This window comes from Enterobacter sp. Ap-867 (genome assembly GCF_011752855.1).
Lineage (GTDB): Bacteria > Pseudomonadota > Gammaproteobacteria > Enterobacterales > Enterobacteriaceae > Cedecea.
The window spans coordinates 184457-200110 of sequence record NZ_VWWS01000002.1 but is presented as its reverse complement, the minus strand read 5'-3'; the positions used below and the strand labels follow the sequence as shown (position 1 = coordinate 200110).

General features: G+C 54.6%; 14 protein-coding genes and 1 other RNA gene. 11 read left to right on the top strand and 4 right to left on the bottom strand.

What is annotated here, in order from left to right; translation table 11 throughout:
• Positions 1 to 277: 277 nt before the first annotated feature.
• Positions 278 to 1204: a bifunctional helix-turn-helix transcriptional regulator/GNAT family N-acetyltransferase gene (locus tag F3J26_RS08520; RefSeq protein WP_166993264.1), complete on the top strand. Its 927-nt coding sequence runs from the start codon at positions 278 to 280 to the stop codon at positions 1202 to 1204.
• 548 nt (positions 1205 to 1752) lie between these two features.
• On the opposite strand, the gene rnpB is transcribed toward F3J26_RS08520, so the two are convergent.
• Both rnpB and F3J26_RS08510 read right to left on the bottom strand, forming a co-directional pair.
• Positions 1753 to 2129, bottom strand: an RNA gene (gene rnpB, locus F3J26_RS08515) — RNase P RNA component class A.
• Between the two features lie 59 nt (positions 2130 to 2188).
• Complete coding sequence (locus F3J26_RS08510) at positions 2189 to 2998, bottom strand: DeoR family transcriptional regulator (RefSeq protein ID WP_008453648.1); 810 nt, start codon at positions 2996 to 2998, stop codon at positions 2189 to 2191.
• Between the two features lie 251 nt (positions 2999 to 3249).
• Between F3J26_RS08510 and kbaZ the strand changes: the two genes are divergently transcribed.
• From kbaZ to F3J26_RS08470, 8 genes are all read left to right on the top strand, one after another.
• Positions 3250 to 4542, top strand: coding sequence for a tagatose-bisphosphate aldolase subunit KbaZ (gene kbaZ, locus F3J26_RS08505; RefSeq protein ID WP_166993261.1), 1293 nt, complete (start codon positions 3250 to 3252; stop codon positions 4540 to 4542).
• Between the two features lie 24 nt (positions 4543 to 4566).
• The gene (gene agaV, locus F3J26_RS08500) at positions 4567 to 5040 is read left to right on the top strand and encodes a PTS N-acetylgalactosamine transporter subunit IIB (RefSeq protein WP_039289641.1); all 474 of its coding nucleotides are present in this window, start codon (positions 4567 to 4569) and stop codon (positions 5038 to 5040) included.
• A 10-nt stretch (positions 5041 to 5050) separates the two neighbouring features.
• Complete coding sequence (agaW, locus tag F3J26_RS08495; protein WP_166993258.1) at positions 5051 to 5833, top strand: PTS N-acetylgalactosamine transporter subunit IIC; 783 nt, start codon at positions 5051 to 5053, stop codon at positions 5831 to 5833.
• Positions 5823 to 6692, top strand: a complete 870-nt coding sequence (gene agaE, locus F3J26_RS08490) for a PTS N-acetylgalactosamine transporter subunit IID (protein WP_166877316.1) — start codon at positions 5823 to 5825, stop codon at positions 6690 to 6692. Before agaW ends, agaE begins: the two co-directional genes overlap by 11 nt.
• A 12-nt stretch (positions 6693 to 6704) precedes the next feature.
• Positions 6705 to 7139, top strand: coding sequence for a PTS galactosamine/N-acetylgalactosamine transporter subunit IIA (agaF, locus tag F3J26_RS08485; RefSeq protein ID WP_166993255.1), 435 nt, complete (start codon positions 6705 to 6707; stop codon positions 7137 to 7139).
• Positions 7140 to 7487: 348 nt separating this feature from the next.
• On the top strand, positions 7488 to 8645 hold the full coding sequence (locus F3J26_RS08480; protein ID WP_166993252.1) for an SIS domain-containing protein: 1158 nt from the start codon (positions 7488 to 7490) through the stop codon (positions 8643 to 8645).
• 10 nt (positions 8646 to 8655) lie between these two features.
• Positions 8656 to 9534: a tagatose-bisphosphate aldolase subunit KbaY gene (kbaY, locus tag F3J26_RS08475; RefSeq protein WP_008453662.1), complete on the top strand. Its 879-nt coding sequence runs from the start codon at positions 8656 to 8658 to the stop codon at positions 9532 to 9534.
• Positions 9535 to 9556: 22 nt separating this feature from the next.
• Entirely contained in the window at positions 9557 to 11446 is a 1890-nt protein-coding gene (locus F3J26_RS08470; protein WP_166993249.1) for an alpha-galactosidase, read from the top strand.
• 51 nt (positions 11447 to 11497) lie between these two features.
• On the opposite strand, the gene F3J26_RS08465 is transcribed toward F3J26_RS08470, so the two are convergent.
• Both F3J26_RS08465 and rsmI read right to left on the bottom strand, forming a co-directional pair.
• Positions 11498 to 12115, bottom strand: coding sequence for a hypothetical protein (locus F3J26_RS08465; protein WP_008453667.1), 618 nt, complete (start codon positions 12113 to 12115; stop codon positions 11498 to 11500).
• A gap of 142 nt (positions 12116 to 12257) precedes the next feature.
• Positions 12258 to 13124: a 16S rRNA (cytidine(1402)-2'-O)-methyltransferase gene (gene rsmI / locus F3J26_RS08460; RefSeq protein WP_008453669.1), complete on the bottom strand. Its 867-nt coding sequence runs from the start codon at positions 13122 to 13124 to the stop codon at positions 12258 to 12260.
• 61 nt (positions 13125 to 13185) lie between these two features.
• On the opposite strand from rsmI, the gene F3J26_RS08455 reads away from it, so the two are divergent.
• Together F3J26_RS08455 and F3J26_RS08450 are read left to right on the top strand one after the other, a co-directional pair.
• Entirely contained in the window at positions 13186 to 15288 is a 2103-nt protein-coding gene (locus F3J26_RS08455) for a penicillin-binding protein activator (protein WP_166993247.1), read from the top strand.
• Complete coding sequence (locus F3J26_RS08450; RefSeq protein ID WP_166993244.1) at positions 15246 to 15641, top strand: YraN family protein; 396 nt, start codon at positions 15246 to 15248, stop codon at positions 15639 to 15641. Before F3J26_RS08455 ends, F3J26_RS08450 begins: the two co-directional genes overlap by 43 nt.
• Positions 15642 to 15654: the final 13 nt, after the last annotated feature.

The window sequence follows — 15654 nt, the reverse complement described above, 5'->3', positions numbered from 1 at the left end:
TTTTCGCCACAGTGAAACTTGTGGGCCATTATGGCAAATACTCGCCAAAGCGCACTTATTTGCCGCCAGAGGCTCAAAGCGATCCCACTGCAACCACAATGTAAAAGCACAGCACGGCAACGATCGTGCCGATCACAATCCTTCTGTCCGTTGTATCCGGTTCTCTGTTTTGCATCCTGCCCTCCTGGTCACTTGCCTGCCTGTTTAATTTCGGTATGATACACAAACTAGTTAACAGTGTTAACTAAATACATTTCCCTCATTGATGTGAGTTGCTATGCAGACCAACGAAATTGAAGCATTCCGCGCCGCGCTGCGCGAGATGGTGCGCGAGCTGGGCATGCTGAACAGGAAAAGCAGCGGGACCGATCTGTCGCCGTTACAAAGCCATATTTTGATCGAACTCGATCGCGAGCCCGCCGGGGTAACGGAGCTTGCCCGCCGCCTGTGCGTGGAAAAATCCAGCATCAGCAGAACGCTTCGCGGCCTTGAAAGTGCCAATCTGCTGGCAAGAACGCAGAATGAAAGCGACGGGAGAGCCACTGTGTTCAACCTGAGCCACGAGGGCGTTGTCGCGCTTAAAGATCTCACCGAACACGCCAACGACTTCACGGCCCAGGCCCTTTCTCTGGCATCAGACAGCGAAAAGCAGCAGATCTATCAGTCGGTCAAATCGCTGACCCGGGCGCTGGTAAATGCCCGCAGCCAGCGGGATCTTCAGGTTCAGATCCGGCCTATTCGCCCAGAGGACAATCTCGCTATTGCCGACGTGATCCGCCAAAGCTTCCGCGATAATAAAATCGATCATCTCGAAGGCGTGAGCCTGCACGATCCGGCGCTGAATGACCTGACCAGCGCCTACCAAAAACCCGGGTCTGGCTACTGGGTAGTTGAACACGAAGGCAAGATTTTAGGCGGCGTTGGCATCGCCCCGCTGCAGGGCGCAGGTGAAGAATATTGTGAATTACAGAAACTCTATCTGGACAGCAGCGTGACGGGCATAGGCCTGGGAAGACGCCTGATGGCGCTGGCGATACAACAGGCCGAAGCATTCGGCTATCGTTACTGCTACCTGGAAACGCTCGACGAACTTAGCTCGGCGGTCTCACTCTACGAAGCATTCGGTTTCAAACACCTGGACGGCAGCCTGGGCAATACCGGCCACAACAGCTGCGAGATCTGCATGCTTAAAACGCTGAAATAGTATGTGTTGAATACAAAACGCCCCACGGGCTTGCACCTGCGGGGCGTTTCGATATGAATGAGTTGAAGCTGGCCGATAGGCCGCTTTCTTTTCATGAAGAGTGTCGTGGACAGTCATTCATCTTGCTGTCTCTGAATGCAAAACGCCCCACAAGCTTGCACCTGCGGGGCGTTTCGATATGAATGAGTTGAAGCTGACCGATAAGCCGCTTTCTTTTCATGAAAAGTGTCGTGGACAGTCATTCATCTTGCTGTCTCTGAATGCAAAACGCCCCACAAGCTTGCACCTGCGGGGCGTTTATTAAGAAGTTGAAGCTGAGCGATAAGCCGCTTTCTTTTCATGAAGAGTGTCGTGGACAGTCATTCATCTTGCTGTCTCTGAATGCAAAACGCCCCACAAGCTTGCACCTGCGGGGCGTTTATTAAGAAGTTGAAGCTGACCGATAAGCCGCTTTCTTTTCATGAAGAGTGTCGTGGACAGTCATTCATCTTGCTGTCTCTGAATGCAAAACGCCCCACAAGCTTGCACCTGCGGGGCGTTTATTAAGAAGTTGAAGCTGACCGATAAGCCGGGTTCTGTCGTGGACAGTCATTCATCTAGGCCAGCAATCGCTCACTGGCTCAAGCAGCCTACCCGGGTTCAGTACGGGCCGTACCATGTGAACCCCTATTTGGCCTTGCTCCGGGTGGAGTTTACCGTGCCACGGACTGTTACCAGCCGCGCGGTGCGCTCTTACCGCACCCTTTCACCCTTACCTGATCCCGCTTGCGCGGGCCATCGGCGGTTTGCTCTCTGTTGCACTGGTCGTGGGTTTCCCCCCCAGGCGTTACCTGGCACCCTGCCCTATGGAGCCCGGACTTTCCTCCCCCTCGCCCGTCTCCCCCGAAGAGGACGACGACGAAGCGGCGACTGTCTGGTCAGCTTCGGCGCGCAGTATAGAGGGTTTCATCTCCCCTGTCACGCGGGCCCGCCAGAAACGAAAAGCTAGTCGCCCACCAGCACAACCTCAATCCCGCTCTTACGCAGCGCGCTCAGGCTATCTGCCGGAATACCTTTATCGGTGATTACCCGGTGAATGCGCTGGATATCGATGATTTTATGCAGGCTGGAGCGGTTAAATTTACTGGAATCTGTCACCACGATAATGCGCTCGGCGACTTCGCACATTTTGCGGTTGAGACGCGCTTCATCCTCGTTATGGGTGCTCACACCTCGTTCCGGATCGATAGCATCTACCCCGAGGAACAGCATGTCGAAATGATAATTTTGCAGCGACTGTTCCGCGCTGTCGCCGTAAAACGATAGCGACTGACGGCGCAAATGCCCGCCGGTCATCAGCACCTCGACCCCTTCTGCTTCTAACAACGCATTAGCCACGTTGATGCCGTTGGTCATGGCGATCACTTCTTTATGCTGGCGCATTAGCCGGGCGATTTCATACGTTGTGGTGCCGGAGTCCAGAATCACCTTGTCCCCGGGCTGGATCAAGTCCGCAGCCACACGCGCGATGCTGCGCTTCAGTGAAGTATTCAGCGAGCTTTTATCCTCCACCGAAGGCTCTGCTACCACGCTGCCGGGCTCACAAATCAGCGCTCCGCCGTAGGCACGAACCGCAATGCCCTGCTTTTCAAGAAACGCGAGATCGTTGCGGATGGTGACGGTAGAAACACCGAAAAAAGAAGATAAATCATTAACCTGTACGCTTCCCTGCTGGCGAAGACGCTGAATAATCTGCTCGCGCCTTTCGCTGGTACCCGGAATACGTTTGTCCGTTGCGGTATCGCTGTTGCTCATAGGGTAACCTTTCAATATATCTTTCGTTTCATTTCTATTTGCCTATTAACACCTTTCTTTTAGCAGAAAGCAAGCCCCAGGCATCTTCGTTCAAAAGGCGCGGTAAGCGCACCAATGCCTTTCACTATGTTTCTTTTGCGAAACAGATCTCAATTCCAGTATCTTTCTTTTTATTCTCAAACGTCATTCAGGCACGATTAAATGAAATGAATCGAAAGAAAATGTTTTAACCCATCGCCGTGGAGAGGAAAGTGAAACAGTTGATCGAATTTGTCGCTAACCACAAACGGAACAACCAGCACGGGATCTTTGCCGTGTGCTCCGCGCATCCGCTGGTGCTTGAGGCCGCCATGCGCCACGCTCGCGAAGCTGGCACCAGCTTGCTTATTGAAGCGACCTCTAACCAGGTGGACCAGTACGGCGGCTATACCGGAATGACGCCTGCGGATTTCTGCGGTTTCGTTTATCAACTCGCGGAACAACACCGCTTTCCTTATGCCAATCTGATACTCGGCGGCGATCATCTTGGGCCAAACCGCTGGCAAACCCGACCAGCCGAAGAGGCGATGTCCCATGCCGAAGAGCTGATCCGCAGCTATGTCGCCGCAGGCTTCAAGAAAATACACCTCGACTGCAGTATGTCTTGTGTGGACGATCCCGTGCCGCTCACGGATCACGTCGTTGCCGGGCGAGCAGCCAGGCTGGCGCTGATTGCTGAGCAAACCTGTATCGACCACTTTGGCCATGCCGATCTGGTGTACATCATCGGCACCGAAGTACCGGTCCCTGGTGGTGCCCATGAAACTCTCGCCGAACTCGCCGTCACTACGCCGCAGGCCGCAAACACTACGCTGGAAGCTCACCGCCGGGCCTTTGCAGAACAGGCGCTAAGTGAAATCTGGCCGCGCATTATTGGCCTTGTTGTTCAACCCGGCGTCGAGTTCGACCACACCCAGGTGATTGACTACCAGCCAGAAAAAGCCCGGGCGCTAAGCAAACTCATTGCAGATTCGCCCACGATGGTTTTTGAAGCACATTCAACGGATTACCAGACCACGCAGGCGCTGCATCAGTTAGTGGAAGATCACTTTGCGATACTAAAAGTCGGCCCGGCCCTGACTTTTGCCCTGCGTGAGGCCCTTTTTTCCCTCTCAGCCATTGAGCGAGAACTGCTCCCGGCACACAAATGCTCCGGCCTGAGGGACGTCCTGGAAAGCGTGATGCTTGACCACCCGGAGCACTGGCAGCAGCACTATCACGGCAACGGCGATGCGCTACGTCTGGCACGCGGCTATAGCTACTCTGACCGGGTGCGCTACTACTGGCCGGATCGCGATATCGATGAGGCTTACGATGTGCTGGTCAGGAACCTTGCCCACGAACCTATTCCGCTGCCGTTAATCAGCCAGTACCTGCCGCTTCAGTACGCCAAAGTGCGGGAAGCACAGCTAGCAGCCAAACCTCATGAGCTGATTATCGACCATATTCAGGATGTGCTGCGCCAGTATCACGCGGCCTGTCACGGTGAGTCATCTCCTCATTAACACAATGATAATAAGGGAAATACCATGCCAAATATTGTCTTAAGCCGCATTGATGAGCGCCTGATCCACGGTCAGGTTGGCGTGCAGTGGGTCGGGTTTTCCGGCGCAAACCTGGTTCTGGTCGCCAATGATGAGGTGGCGGAAGATCCCATCCAACAGAACCTGATGGAGATGGTCCTGGCAGAAGGAATTGCGGTGCGCTTCTGGCCCCTGCAAAAAGTCATCGACAACATTCACCGCGCGGCGGATCGCCAGAAGATCCTGCTGGTCTGTAAAAACCCGCGGGATTTCCTCACCCTGGTGAACGGCAACGTGCCGGTAACGCGCATCAACGTGGGCAACATGCACTACGTCGAAGGCAAAAAGCAGGTGGCTAAAACCGTGTCGGTTGATGAACAAGACATTGCCGCCTTCTCCGGCCTGAAACAGGCCGGCGTCGAATGTTTTGTGCAAGGCGTACCGACGGAATCAGCTCAGGATCTCTATAAACTTCTCTGAGGTATTTGCTATGGAAATCAGCTTACTGCAAGCGATAGCCCTGGGCCTGCTGGCCTTTATCGCCGGTCTGGATATGTTCAACGGCCTGACCCATATGCACCGTCCCGTCGTCCTTGGCCCGCTGGTTGGCCTTATTCTTGGCGATTTACACACCGGTATTCTCACCGGCGGCACGCTGGAACTGGTTTGGATGGGCCTGGCTCCGCTCGCCGGCGCGCAGCCGCCTAACGTCATTATCGGCACCATCGTCGGCACGACTTTTGCCATTACCACCGGCGTGAAGCCCGAAGTCGCCGTCGGCGTCGCAGTGCCTTTTGCGGTTGCGGTACAGATGGGCATCACCTTCTTGTTCTCCGTGATGTCCGGCGTCATGGCACGTGCCGACCGCATGGCGGCGAACGCCGACACCAATGGCATTGAGCGCATTAACTATCTGGCGATGCTCGCACTCGGCACCTTCTATTTTCTCTGCGCCTTCTTACCCATTTATTTTGGGGCCGAACATGCCAAAACAGCCATCGATATGTTACCCGCGCGGCTGATTGACGGGCTGGGCGTCGCCGGGGGCATCATGCCAGCTATCGGTTTCGCCGTACTGCTGAAAATCATGATGAAAAACGTTTATATCCCCTACTTCATCATCGGCTTTGTTGGCGCAGCCTGGTTGAAATTACCGGTACTGGCAATTGCTGCCGCCGCGCTAGCGCTGGCCCTGATGGATTTGATGCGTAAAGACCCTACTCCACCGCAGCCCGCTCGCGTCCAGAAAGAGGAATTCGAAGATGGCATCTGATACCCAAACGCTTTCACAGGCCATTGAGTCTGAGAACATCATTGCCAATGATACGATTTATGAAGATCAGACCATTGGCGCAGAGCTAACCCGAAAAGATATCAACCGCGTAGCATGGCGTTCGATGTTGCTGCAGGCCTCATTTAACTACGAGCGTATGCAGGCCTGCGGCTGGCTGTACGGCCTGCTACCCGCCCTGAAAAAGATCCACACCAACAAACGCGATTTGGCGCGGGCAATGCAGGGGCACATGGGGTTCTTCAATACCCATCCTTTCCTGGTCACCTTTGTGATCGGCATTATTCTGGCGATGGAACGTTCGAAGCAGGATGTAAACAGTATCCAGAGCACAAAAATTGCCGTTGGTGCCCCACTCGGTGGCATCGGGGATGCGATGTTCTGGCTGACGCTGCTGCCAATCTGCGGCGGTATCGGCGCCAGCCTGGCGCTTCAGGGGTCGATACTCGGTGCCATCGTGTTTATCGTGCTATTTAACGTGGTGCATCTGGGCCTGCGTTTCGGCCTGGCGCACTACGCTTACCGCATGGGCGTGGCCGCTATTCCGTTAATTAAGGCTAATACACGTAAAGTAGGGCATGCCGCTTCCATCGTCGGGATGACCGTTATCGGCGCTCTCGTTGCCACCTATGTTCGCCTGTCCACTACGCTTGAAATTACGGCCGGGGATGCGGTGGTTAAGCTTCAGGCTGACGTCATCGACAAATTGATGCCTGCGTTTTTGCCGCTGGTCTATACCCTGGCAATGTTCGCCCTGGTCCGCCGTGGCTGGAGCCCCTTGCGCCTGATTTGCATCACCGTCGTTTTAGCCGTTGTTGGGAAGTTCCTTCACTTCCTCTAAGGAGAAAAGCAGATGTTGGGCATCATTTTGAGCGGCCACGGAGGTTTTGCCAGCGGGATGGAGCAGGCAATGAAACAGATCCTCGGCGAGCAGCCGCAGATTATTGCCATCGACTTTCCGGAAACCTGCTCCACGGCACGGCTGACGGAACAATTTCAAGCCGCTATCGGCCAGTTGGATGAATGCGAAGGTTTAGTGTTTCTGACGGATTTGCTGGGCGGTACGCCTTTCCGTGTCGCCTCCACGCTGGCGCTTGAGAAGCCGGGACGCGAAGTCGTTACTGGCGTCAATCTGCAGCTACTGCTGGAGATGGTACTCGAGCGCGAAGGGCTAAACGGCAGCGAGTTTCGCCAGATGGCGCTGGAATGCGGGCATCGCGGCCTGACCAGCCTGGTCGACGAAATGGCGCGCCACCGGGCAACGGAAGCCAGCGAAGAAGGCATCTGAAGTAAAAGACCGGATTGCTTATCTCCAGTTTCGAACCCCGTTTAATGCAGGCGGCGGCTCCTGCTGCTTTCATTATGCATCACTTTGGCCTGTGGCGAGATCCGCCATGGGCCTTTCTTTTTCTTTTCTTAATTGTTTTATTTTCAATGAAAACCAAATAAAACAAAGTGTTATGCATAAACAAAGATCCACATCATGATTTTCGTTTTATTTCACTTTTCATATTGATCTTGTCGATTCCTTTCTATAAATTTTCATAAAGCACTAAAAACCATTAAATGAAACAAAACGAAAGATTATGGGCGATAAAAAGCCGACATCTGACGCTGTAATGCTAAGGACTGAGTCATGAGTGAAACTTCCACGGCCACAGATCGCAGCCACACGACCTGGACTGAAAAAGAGATCCGTCAGCAGCCCGTGAGCTGGATCCGTACCCTGCAACAGATAGACCGCGCGCGCGATGAGATCTCCGCCTTCCTGAATCCACTACTTGCGAACGACAAGTTAAAAATTATCCTTACTGGCGCTGGAACCTCGGCGTTTATCGGCGACATCATTGCACCGTGGCTGTCTCGCCACACCGGCAAACAGTTTGTTGCCGTGCCCACCACGGATCTGGTGACCAATCCGCTGGACTATCTCTCCCCTGAACAGCCCACGCTGCTGGTTTCCTTCGCTCGCTCCGGTAACAGCCCCGAGAGCGTCGCTGCGGTGGAACTTGCCAACCAGCTCGTGAAATCCTGCTATCACATCACCATCACCTGTAACGAGGGCGGTAGCCTCTACCGTAGTGCGCTGGAGGACAACCGCTCACTGCCGCTGCTGATGCCTGCGGAAACGCACGATCGCGGTTTTGCCATGACGAGCAGTATCACGACCATGATGGCAAGCTGCCTTGCGGTTTTCGCCCCGGACGTCATCAATACGCAGTCATTTCAGGATGTCGCTCACCGCTGTGCCCAAATTATTCATTCGCTGGGCGATTTCAGCGAAATTCCGTTTGGCGATCTTCCCTACGAACGCGTGGTCTACCTGGGTAGCGGTGGCTTGCAGGGCGTGGCACGAGAAGCCTCTCTGAAGGTGCTTGAACTCACGGCTGGCAAGCTGGCGGCGTTTTATGACACACCAACCGGCTTCAGGCATGGTCCAAAATCCCTGGTCAATAGTAAGACGCTGGCGATCGTGCTGGTCTCCAGCGATCCGTACACTCGCCAGTACGATCTGGATCTGCTGGCGGAGCTGCGCCGGGACAGTCTGGCTATGCAAACGATCGCCATTTCAGCCTCCTCCAGCCCCGAGATCGTATCAGGCCCGCATATCCTCCTGCCTGCGGCAGATCGGACGTTCCTCGACGTTGAGCAGGCGTTTTGCTTCCTGATGTATGCCCAGGTTTTCGCCCTCACCTCCTCCGTTAAAGCAGGCATTACGCCGGACACGCCCTCCGCCAGCGGCACGGTTAATCGCGTAGTTAAAGGCGTCGTTATTCATCCCTGGAAAGGCTGAGAGGTTCATCATGAGCATTATCTCCACGAAGTATCTGCTTCAGGACGCGCAGGCCAGAGGCTATGCGGTACCGGCTTTTAATATCCACAATGCCGAAACCATCCAGGCGATTCTTGAAGTGTGCAAAGAGATGCATTCCCCGGTGATCCTTGCCGGCACGCCGGGCACCTTTAAACATATCGCTTTCGAAGAGATTTACGCACTGTGTCACGCCTATTCCGAAAGCTACGGCATACCGCTAGCGCTGCACCTCGATCATCACGAAAGCCTGGCGGACATCAGCCGCAAAGTTAACGCAGGCGTGCGCAGCGCCATGATTGACGGCAGCCATTTCCCCTTTGCTGACAACGTGAAGCTGGTGAGATCCGTGGTCGAGTTTTGCCACCGCAACGACTGCAGCGTCGAGGCCGAACTAGGCAGGCTCGGCGGCGTGGAAGACGACATGGATGTGGATGAAGAAAGCGCTTTTCTGACCGATCCGCAGGAAGCCCGCCGCTTTGTTGAGCTCACCGGCGTCGATAGCCTGGCGGTTGCCATTGGCACCGCACACGGCCTGTATACCAAACGCCCGAAAATAGACTTCAAACGGCTGGGTGAGATCCGCGACGTCGTCAGCGTCCCGCTGGTGCTGCACGGCGCGAGTGACGTGCCTGACGAGTTTGTACGCCGCGCCATCGAGCTTGGGGTCTGCAAAGTGAATGTCGCGACGGAATTAAAAATCGCCTTCGCCGCCGCGGTGAAAGAATGGTTTGGCGCTAACCCGGAAGGCAACGACCCACGCTTTTACATGCGCGTCGGCATGGACGCGATGAAAGAAGTGGTGCGTAGCAAAGTCGCTGTATGCGGCTCGGCGAATAAGTTGCTGCCGGAATCAGAAGCGGCGCTTTAACTCTCTGGTGTAAGGAGATCTGATGAAGACAATAATAAAAAGCTCCCTGCTTATTATGTTCATGAGCAACGCAGCGCTGGCGGCTCAGTACCAGTTGGAAAACACCAACCTTGCCGTCTCTTTCGACGATTCCGGCTCGGCGGTGGTAGTGCAAGACCGGCTATCCGACCACAAACTGGCGCCCATCGAGCTGTTTTTCCTGACGCTGCCGGACGAAAAAGTTATCCATACCGCCGACTTTAAACTCAAAAACGTCAGCAAAACCGCAGACGCCATTCAGATTGATTACGAGCGAGACGACTTCTCGGTCAATGTTACCCTGAAGCTGCTGAAGGGCAAGTATGCGGCGGTGGACTATACGCTGCAGGCAAAAGGCCAGCCTCGTGATGTCACAAAGATCACCTTCTTCCCGACCAAAGGCCAGGCTCAGGCACCTTATGTTAACGGCGCCATCAACAGTTCCCCCATCGTGGCGGACAGTTTCTATATGCTGCCGCAAAAACCGATCGTGAATACCTACGCCTACGAAACCACCACCAACCTGAACGTTGAGCTCAAAACACCGATTAAAACCGACGCCCCGGTGACCTATACGGTCTACTTCGGCACGTTTGAAGCAACAGACCAGCTTCGCCGTAGCTTTAATGAATTTATCAACGCCATGCGCCCGCGCCCTTACCAGCCTTACCTGCACTACAACAGCTGGATGGACATCGGTTTCTTTACGCCCTACACCGAGAAGGACGTGCTGACCCGCATGGATGAATACGCTAGCGAACTGATAATCAAGCGGGGCGTGAAGCTCGACGGCTTCCTGCTGGATGACGGCTGGGACGATTTGACCGGGAAATGGCTGTTTAGCCCGGCGTTTAAGCATGGCTTTGGTGTTATCAAAGAAAAAGCGGACAGTTTGCATACTTCCGTGGGGCTGTGGCTCTCACCGTGGGGTGGCTACAACAAACCACGCGACGTGCGCGTTTCACACGCCAAAGAGAACGGCTTTGAAACCGTGGATGGCAAATTTGCCCTCTCAGGCCCCAACTACTTCCACAATTTTAATCACCAAATTATCGGGCTTATCAAAAACGAACATATCACCTCGTTTAAGCTCGACGGTATGGGCAACGCCAACTCGTACATCAAAGGCAGCCCCTACGCCTCTGACTTTGATGCCTCCATTGAGTTAATCAAAAACATGCGGGCCGCCAACAAAGATCTGTTTATCAACCTGACGACCGGTACCAACGCCAGCCCGTCCTGGCTGTTCTATGCCGACTCCATCTGGCGCCAGGGCGATGACATCAACGTTTATGGCAAAGGTTCGCCGGTGCAACAGTGGATAACCTATCGCGACGCGGAAACCTATCGCTCCATCGTGCGTAAAGGCCCACTTTTCCCGATTAACTCACTGATGTACCACGGCATTGTCAGCGCGGAACATGCCTACTTTGGGCTGGAGAAAGTCCAAACGGACCAGGATTTTGCCGATCAGGCCTGGAGCTACTTCGCCACCGGCACGCAATTGCAGGAGCTGTACATCACGCCGTCAATGCTGAACAACGCCAAATGGGACACGCTTGCCGACGCGGCGAAATGGTCACGGGCGAACAGCAACGTGCTGGTCGATAGCCACTGGGTTGGCGGCGACCCGACGCTGCTTGAGGTTTACGGCTGGGCATCGTGGAGTAAAGAGAAAGCAATATTGGGCCTGCGTAACCCGTCGGATAAATCACAAAGCTACTATCTCGACCTGAGCAAAAGCTTTGAAGTGCCGAACGGCGAGGCCACGCGCTTTACGCTGAAGCAAATTTACGGCAAGAACGAGACCGTAACCAACGACTACAGTAAGCCGCTGGTTGTGACGCTGAAACCGCTGGAAACGCTGGTGATTGAGGCCACGCCGGTCAACTAAACGAGGATGGAGCGTAGAAGGCTCGTTCTTTCTACGCTTCTTAACAGCGTTTCACCTACCTGATGTTAGCGCAGCAACCCGCCTTTTATCTTCGGCAATCAGGATAATGCCAAAATGCTCTTTATCAGGGTGCGTGCTCCAGATTTTTTCTTCCGGAATGCTGACACCATCGTATGCGGCCTTCGTACCGTCAAAGGGATAGAATCGTCCATCATCTGAATCCAGAATAAAAACCGCAAGTTGAGTGGAGTTTCTGGCTATTTTCTGCCAAAGCGCCTTGCCCCCGGCATAGTGAATATTATCGCTCATTAAAATCACGCCACACTTGAGCACCAGCGCCTCATATAGCTGTGTGGCTAAGCCAGCTTCCTGGAGCGGCTTCTCGACGCAAACGCCTTCAACCTGCAGAACGCTTTGATCCTCCCAAAAACGATCTACTGAAATAACGTTGTCACCAATCGTTTTTTGATTTTTGAGCTCAAGCATGGCGACGACAGCGTGCCGGCGATCTTTTTCATTTCCTTCAGGCTCGGCCTTAATGATTGCAGCCCTCGGGGTCGACCTGTCAAAAATGATAAGGAAATGCTGACCTGCAAACGTCAGTTCTTCAATCACCTCGAACGAGCGTTTTATCGACGCCGTGCTATAGGAAAAAGGCATCACAACCATATTCGAATCTCCTGGTATCAATACCGGCATAAACTTTAACTCCCTTAAAGTCATTCAGTCATGCATAAATTAACACCAGGGAGTTCGTTTTTTAAACGCTAACCGCGTTGCGATATGAAAACCAGGAGCCGGCTCGAGAAAACTATTTCTCGCTGTTTTCTAACGCATATTTGTACAAGGCATTCTTTTTCACCCCGTGAATTTCAGCGGCAAGCGCTGCAGCCTTTTTCAGCGGTAACTCCGTCTGCAGCAACGCCAGCGTACGCAGCGCTTCGGCGGGGAGTTCATCATCGCTTTGGACTTTAAAGCCCTCAACAATCAGCACCATTTCGCCTTTGCGGCGGTTTTCATCTTCCTTCACCCATGCCAGCAGCTCGCCTACGGGCGCGCCGTGAATCGACTCCCAGGTTTTGGTCAACTCGCGCGCCAGCACTACGTAGCGGGATTCGCCCAGCACCGTGCAGATATCATCGAGACTGTCGAGCAGGCGGTGGGTGGATTCATAGAAAATCAGCGTTCTCGGTTCCTGTTCAATCGCCTTCAGCGCGTCGCGACGGCCTTTGGATTTTGCAGGCAGAAAACCTTCATAGCAAAAGCGGTCAGACGGCAAGCCAGCTGCGCTGAGTGCAGCAATAGCGGCGCAAGGGCCAGGCAACGGCACGACGCGAATCCCCGCTTCGCGGCAGGTGCGCACGAGGTGGTAGCCAGGGTCGTTAATCAGCGGCGTACCGGCATCGGACACCAGCGCAATGCTTTGGCCTTCCTGCAGCTTCGCCAGTAGCGTTTCAGATTTTTGTTGCTCATTGTGATCGTGAAGTGCGAAGAGTCGCGCATTAATCGCAAAATGCTGCAGCAACAGTCCGGTATGACGGGTATCTTCTGCGGCAATCAGATCAACGCTTTGCAACACTGAGAGGGCCCGCTGGGTGATATCCCCGAGGTTGCCGATAGGCGTCGGGACGATGTAAAGCGTACTGGCTGAAATCGCCGCCGTTTCGTGTTGTTTCATTGTTTCATCCGTATTGCCGATTTAATATTGTACATTGGGAAATAAAACCACTGGATACAGAATGCTACCCTCAACCTTGAATCGTTCAAAAGCCGGGCGCTGCCTGCCTGTGTTGCTCGCGGCGCTGATTTTTGCCGGCTGTTCAACCCAGGCGCCAGATCAGTCCGCCACGCTGCTGCAGGGCGACACCACCGCCGGGTCCGCTTATTATCTGCAGCAAATGCAGCAAAGTGAAGATGATAGCAAGACCAACTGGCAATTACTCGCCATTCGTTCCCTGCTAAAGGAAGGCAAACCTCAGCAGGCGGTGGCGTTGTATAACCAACTGCCGCAGCAGCTCAACGATGCTCAAGTGCGTGAACAACAGCTGCTGGTGCCGGAAGTGAAGATTGCGCAGAAAGATTTCAGCGCCGCCTCTGCCCTGCTGGAAAAGATTGACCCGAGCGCACTCGACAAGGGCCAACAGAGCCGTTATTACCAGGCTGTGATTGACGCTTCTCAGGGACGCCCGTCTTTAGCGCTGCTGCGCGCGTACATTGCTCAGGAACCGCTGCTGAAAGGCGATGCACATCAAAAGAACATTGATGGCACCTGGCAGGTTCTGTCGCAGTTCTCCCCAGAGCAAATGAACAGCCTGGTGATTAACGCCGACGAAAATACCCTGCAGGGTTGGCTGGACCTGCAGCACGTCTGGAGCGATAACCGTAACGATCCTAACATGCTGAAAGCCGGGATTCAGGACTGGCAAACGCGCTACCCGAATAATCCGGGTTCAAAAACGCTGCCGACTCAGTTGGCGAATGTTCAAAACTTCAAACCGGCCTCAACCGGTAAAATCGCTCTCCTGCTGCCGCTCAACGGCCAGGCTGCGGTGTTTGGCCGCGCGATTGAGCAAGGGTTTGAAGCGGCGAAAAACAACGGCGTCGCGCCGGTTGCAGCCGTTCAGCCTGCCGCCCAGCCCGGAGATCCTAATGCGCAACCACAGGCTGCGCCGCCTCAAGAAGTGCCTCAACCGCAAGCGTCCCAGGCCCCCGCAGATCCTAATGCTGCAGTGAGCCCGGCAAGTGCGTCCGTCAGCGATTTAACAGACCAGAAGGCACAGGCCGCAACGCCGCAAACCGCAGCCCCAGCAACGCCGTCTGCCCAGCCAGACGCACAAACCGCGCCATCTGTTGCCGCGAACCCTTCGGCAGACATTAAGATTTACGACACCAGCAGCCAGCCGCTCTCTCAGGTTCTGGCTCAGGCGCAGCAGGACGGCGCCACGCTTGTCGTTGGTCCGCTGCTAAAAAACAATGTTGACCAGTTGGCCAGCACCAACAGCCCGTTAAATATTCTGGCGCTTAACCAGCCTGAAAACGTGCAGAATCGCCCTAACATCTGCTATTTCGCACTTTCTCCAGAAGACGAAGCCCGTGACGCCGCGGATCACATCTGGCAGCAAAGCCACCGCAATCCGCTGATGCTGATCCCTTCTAACGCTCTGGGCGACCGTGTGGCGAAAGCCTTTGCCACCGAATGGCAGAAACTCGGCGGCGGTCTGGTTCTGCAGCAGAAATTTGGTTCAGTGAGCGACCTGAAACGCGGGATTAACAGCGGCTCCGGCATCGCCCTGACCGGCACCCCGGTAAGTACGCCGTCCAATACGCCGCCAGGCGTCACCATTGGCGGACTGACTATTCCGGCAGCACCTACGGATGCGCAAATTACCGCAGGCAGCAGCGGCAACGTAGACGCGGTCTATATCATTGCGACCTCCGAAGAAGTGGCGCTGATCAAACCGATGATTGCGATGCGCACCGGCAGCCGCGGCAGCGCTCAGCTGTATGCCAGCTCGCGCAGCTCGCAGGGCGTGAACGGCCCGGACTACCGACTGGAAATGGAAGGCCTGCAGTTTAGCGAAATCCCGATGCTTTCCGGCGGTAATCCACAGCTGATGCAGCAGGCCTTAAGCAGCGTCAATAATGACTACTCGCTGGCGCGTCTGTATGCCATGGGCGTTGATGCCTGGACGCTGGCAAGCCACTTCTCACAGATACGCCAGGTGCCGGGTTATCAGGTAAACGGCAACACCGGGCAACTGACCGCCAGCCAGGACTGCGTTATTAACAGGAAGTTAAATTGGCTGCAATTCAGTCAGGGCCAGATCGTTCCGGTATCCTGAACCGCAAGCAACGCGGCGCGCGCTATGAACAGCGGGCGCGTCGCTATCTTGAGCGCGAGGGAATGCACTTTGTGGCCGCGAACGTGCATGTTCGCGGCGGCGAAATCGACCTTATTATGCAACAGCAGCAGGTTATCGTTTTTGTGGAAGTGCGTTTTAGGCGTAACGATAAGTTCGGCGGAGCCGCTGCCAGCGTGACTCGCAGCAAGCAGCTGCGCCTGCTGCATGCCGCTCAGGTTTGGCTTAGCGGCAAAGGTCAAAGTTTTGATACTGTAGATTGCCGTTTCGATGTGTTAGCTTTCACCGGCAATGAAATAGCGTGGCTGACCAACGCGTTTGCCGCCGATATCTAAAAAACTCCAGGTA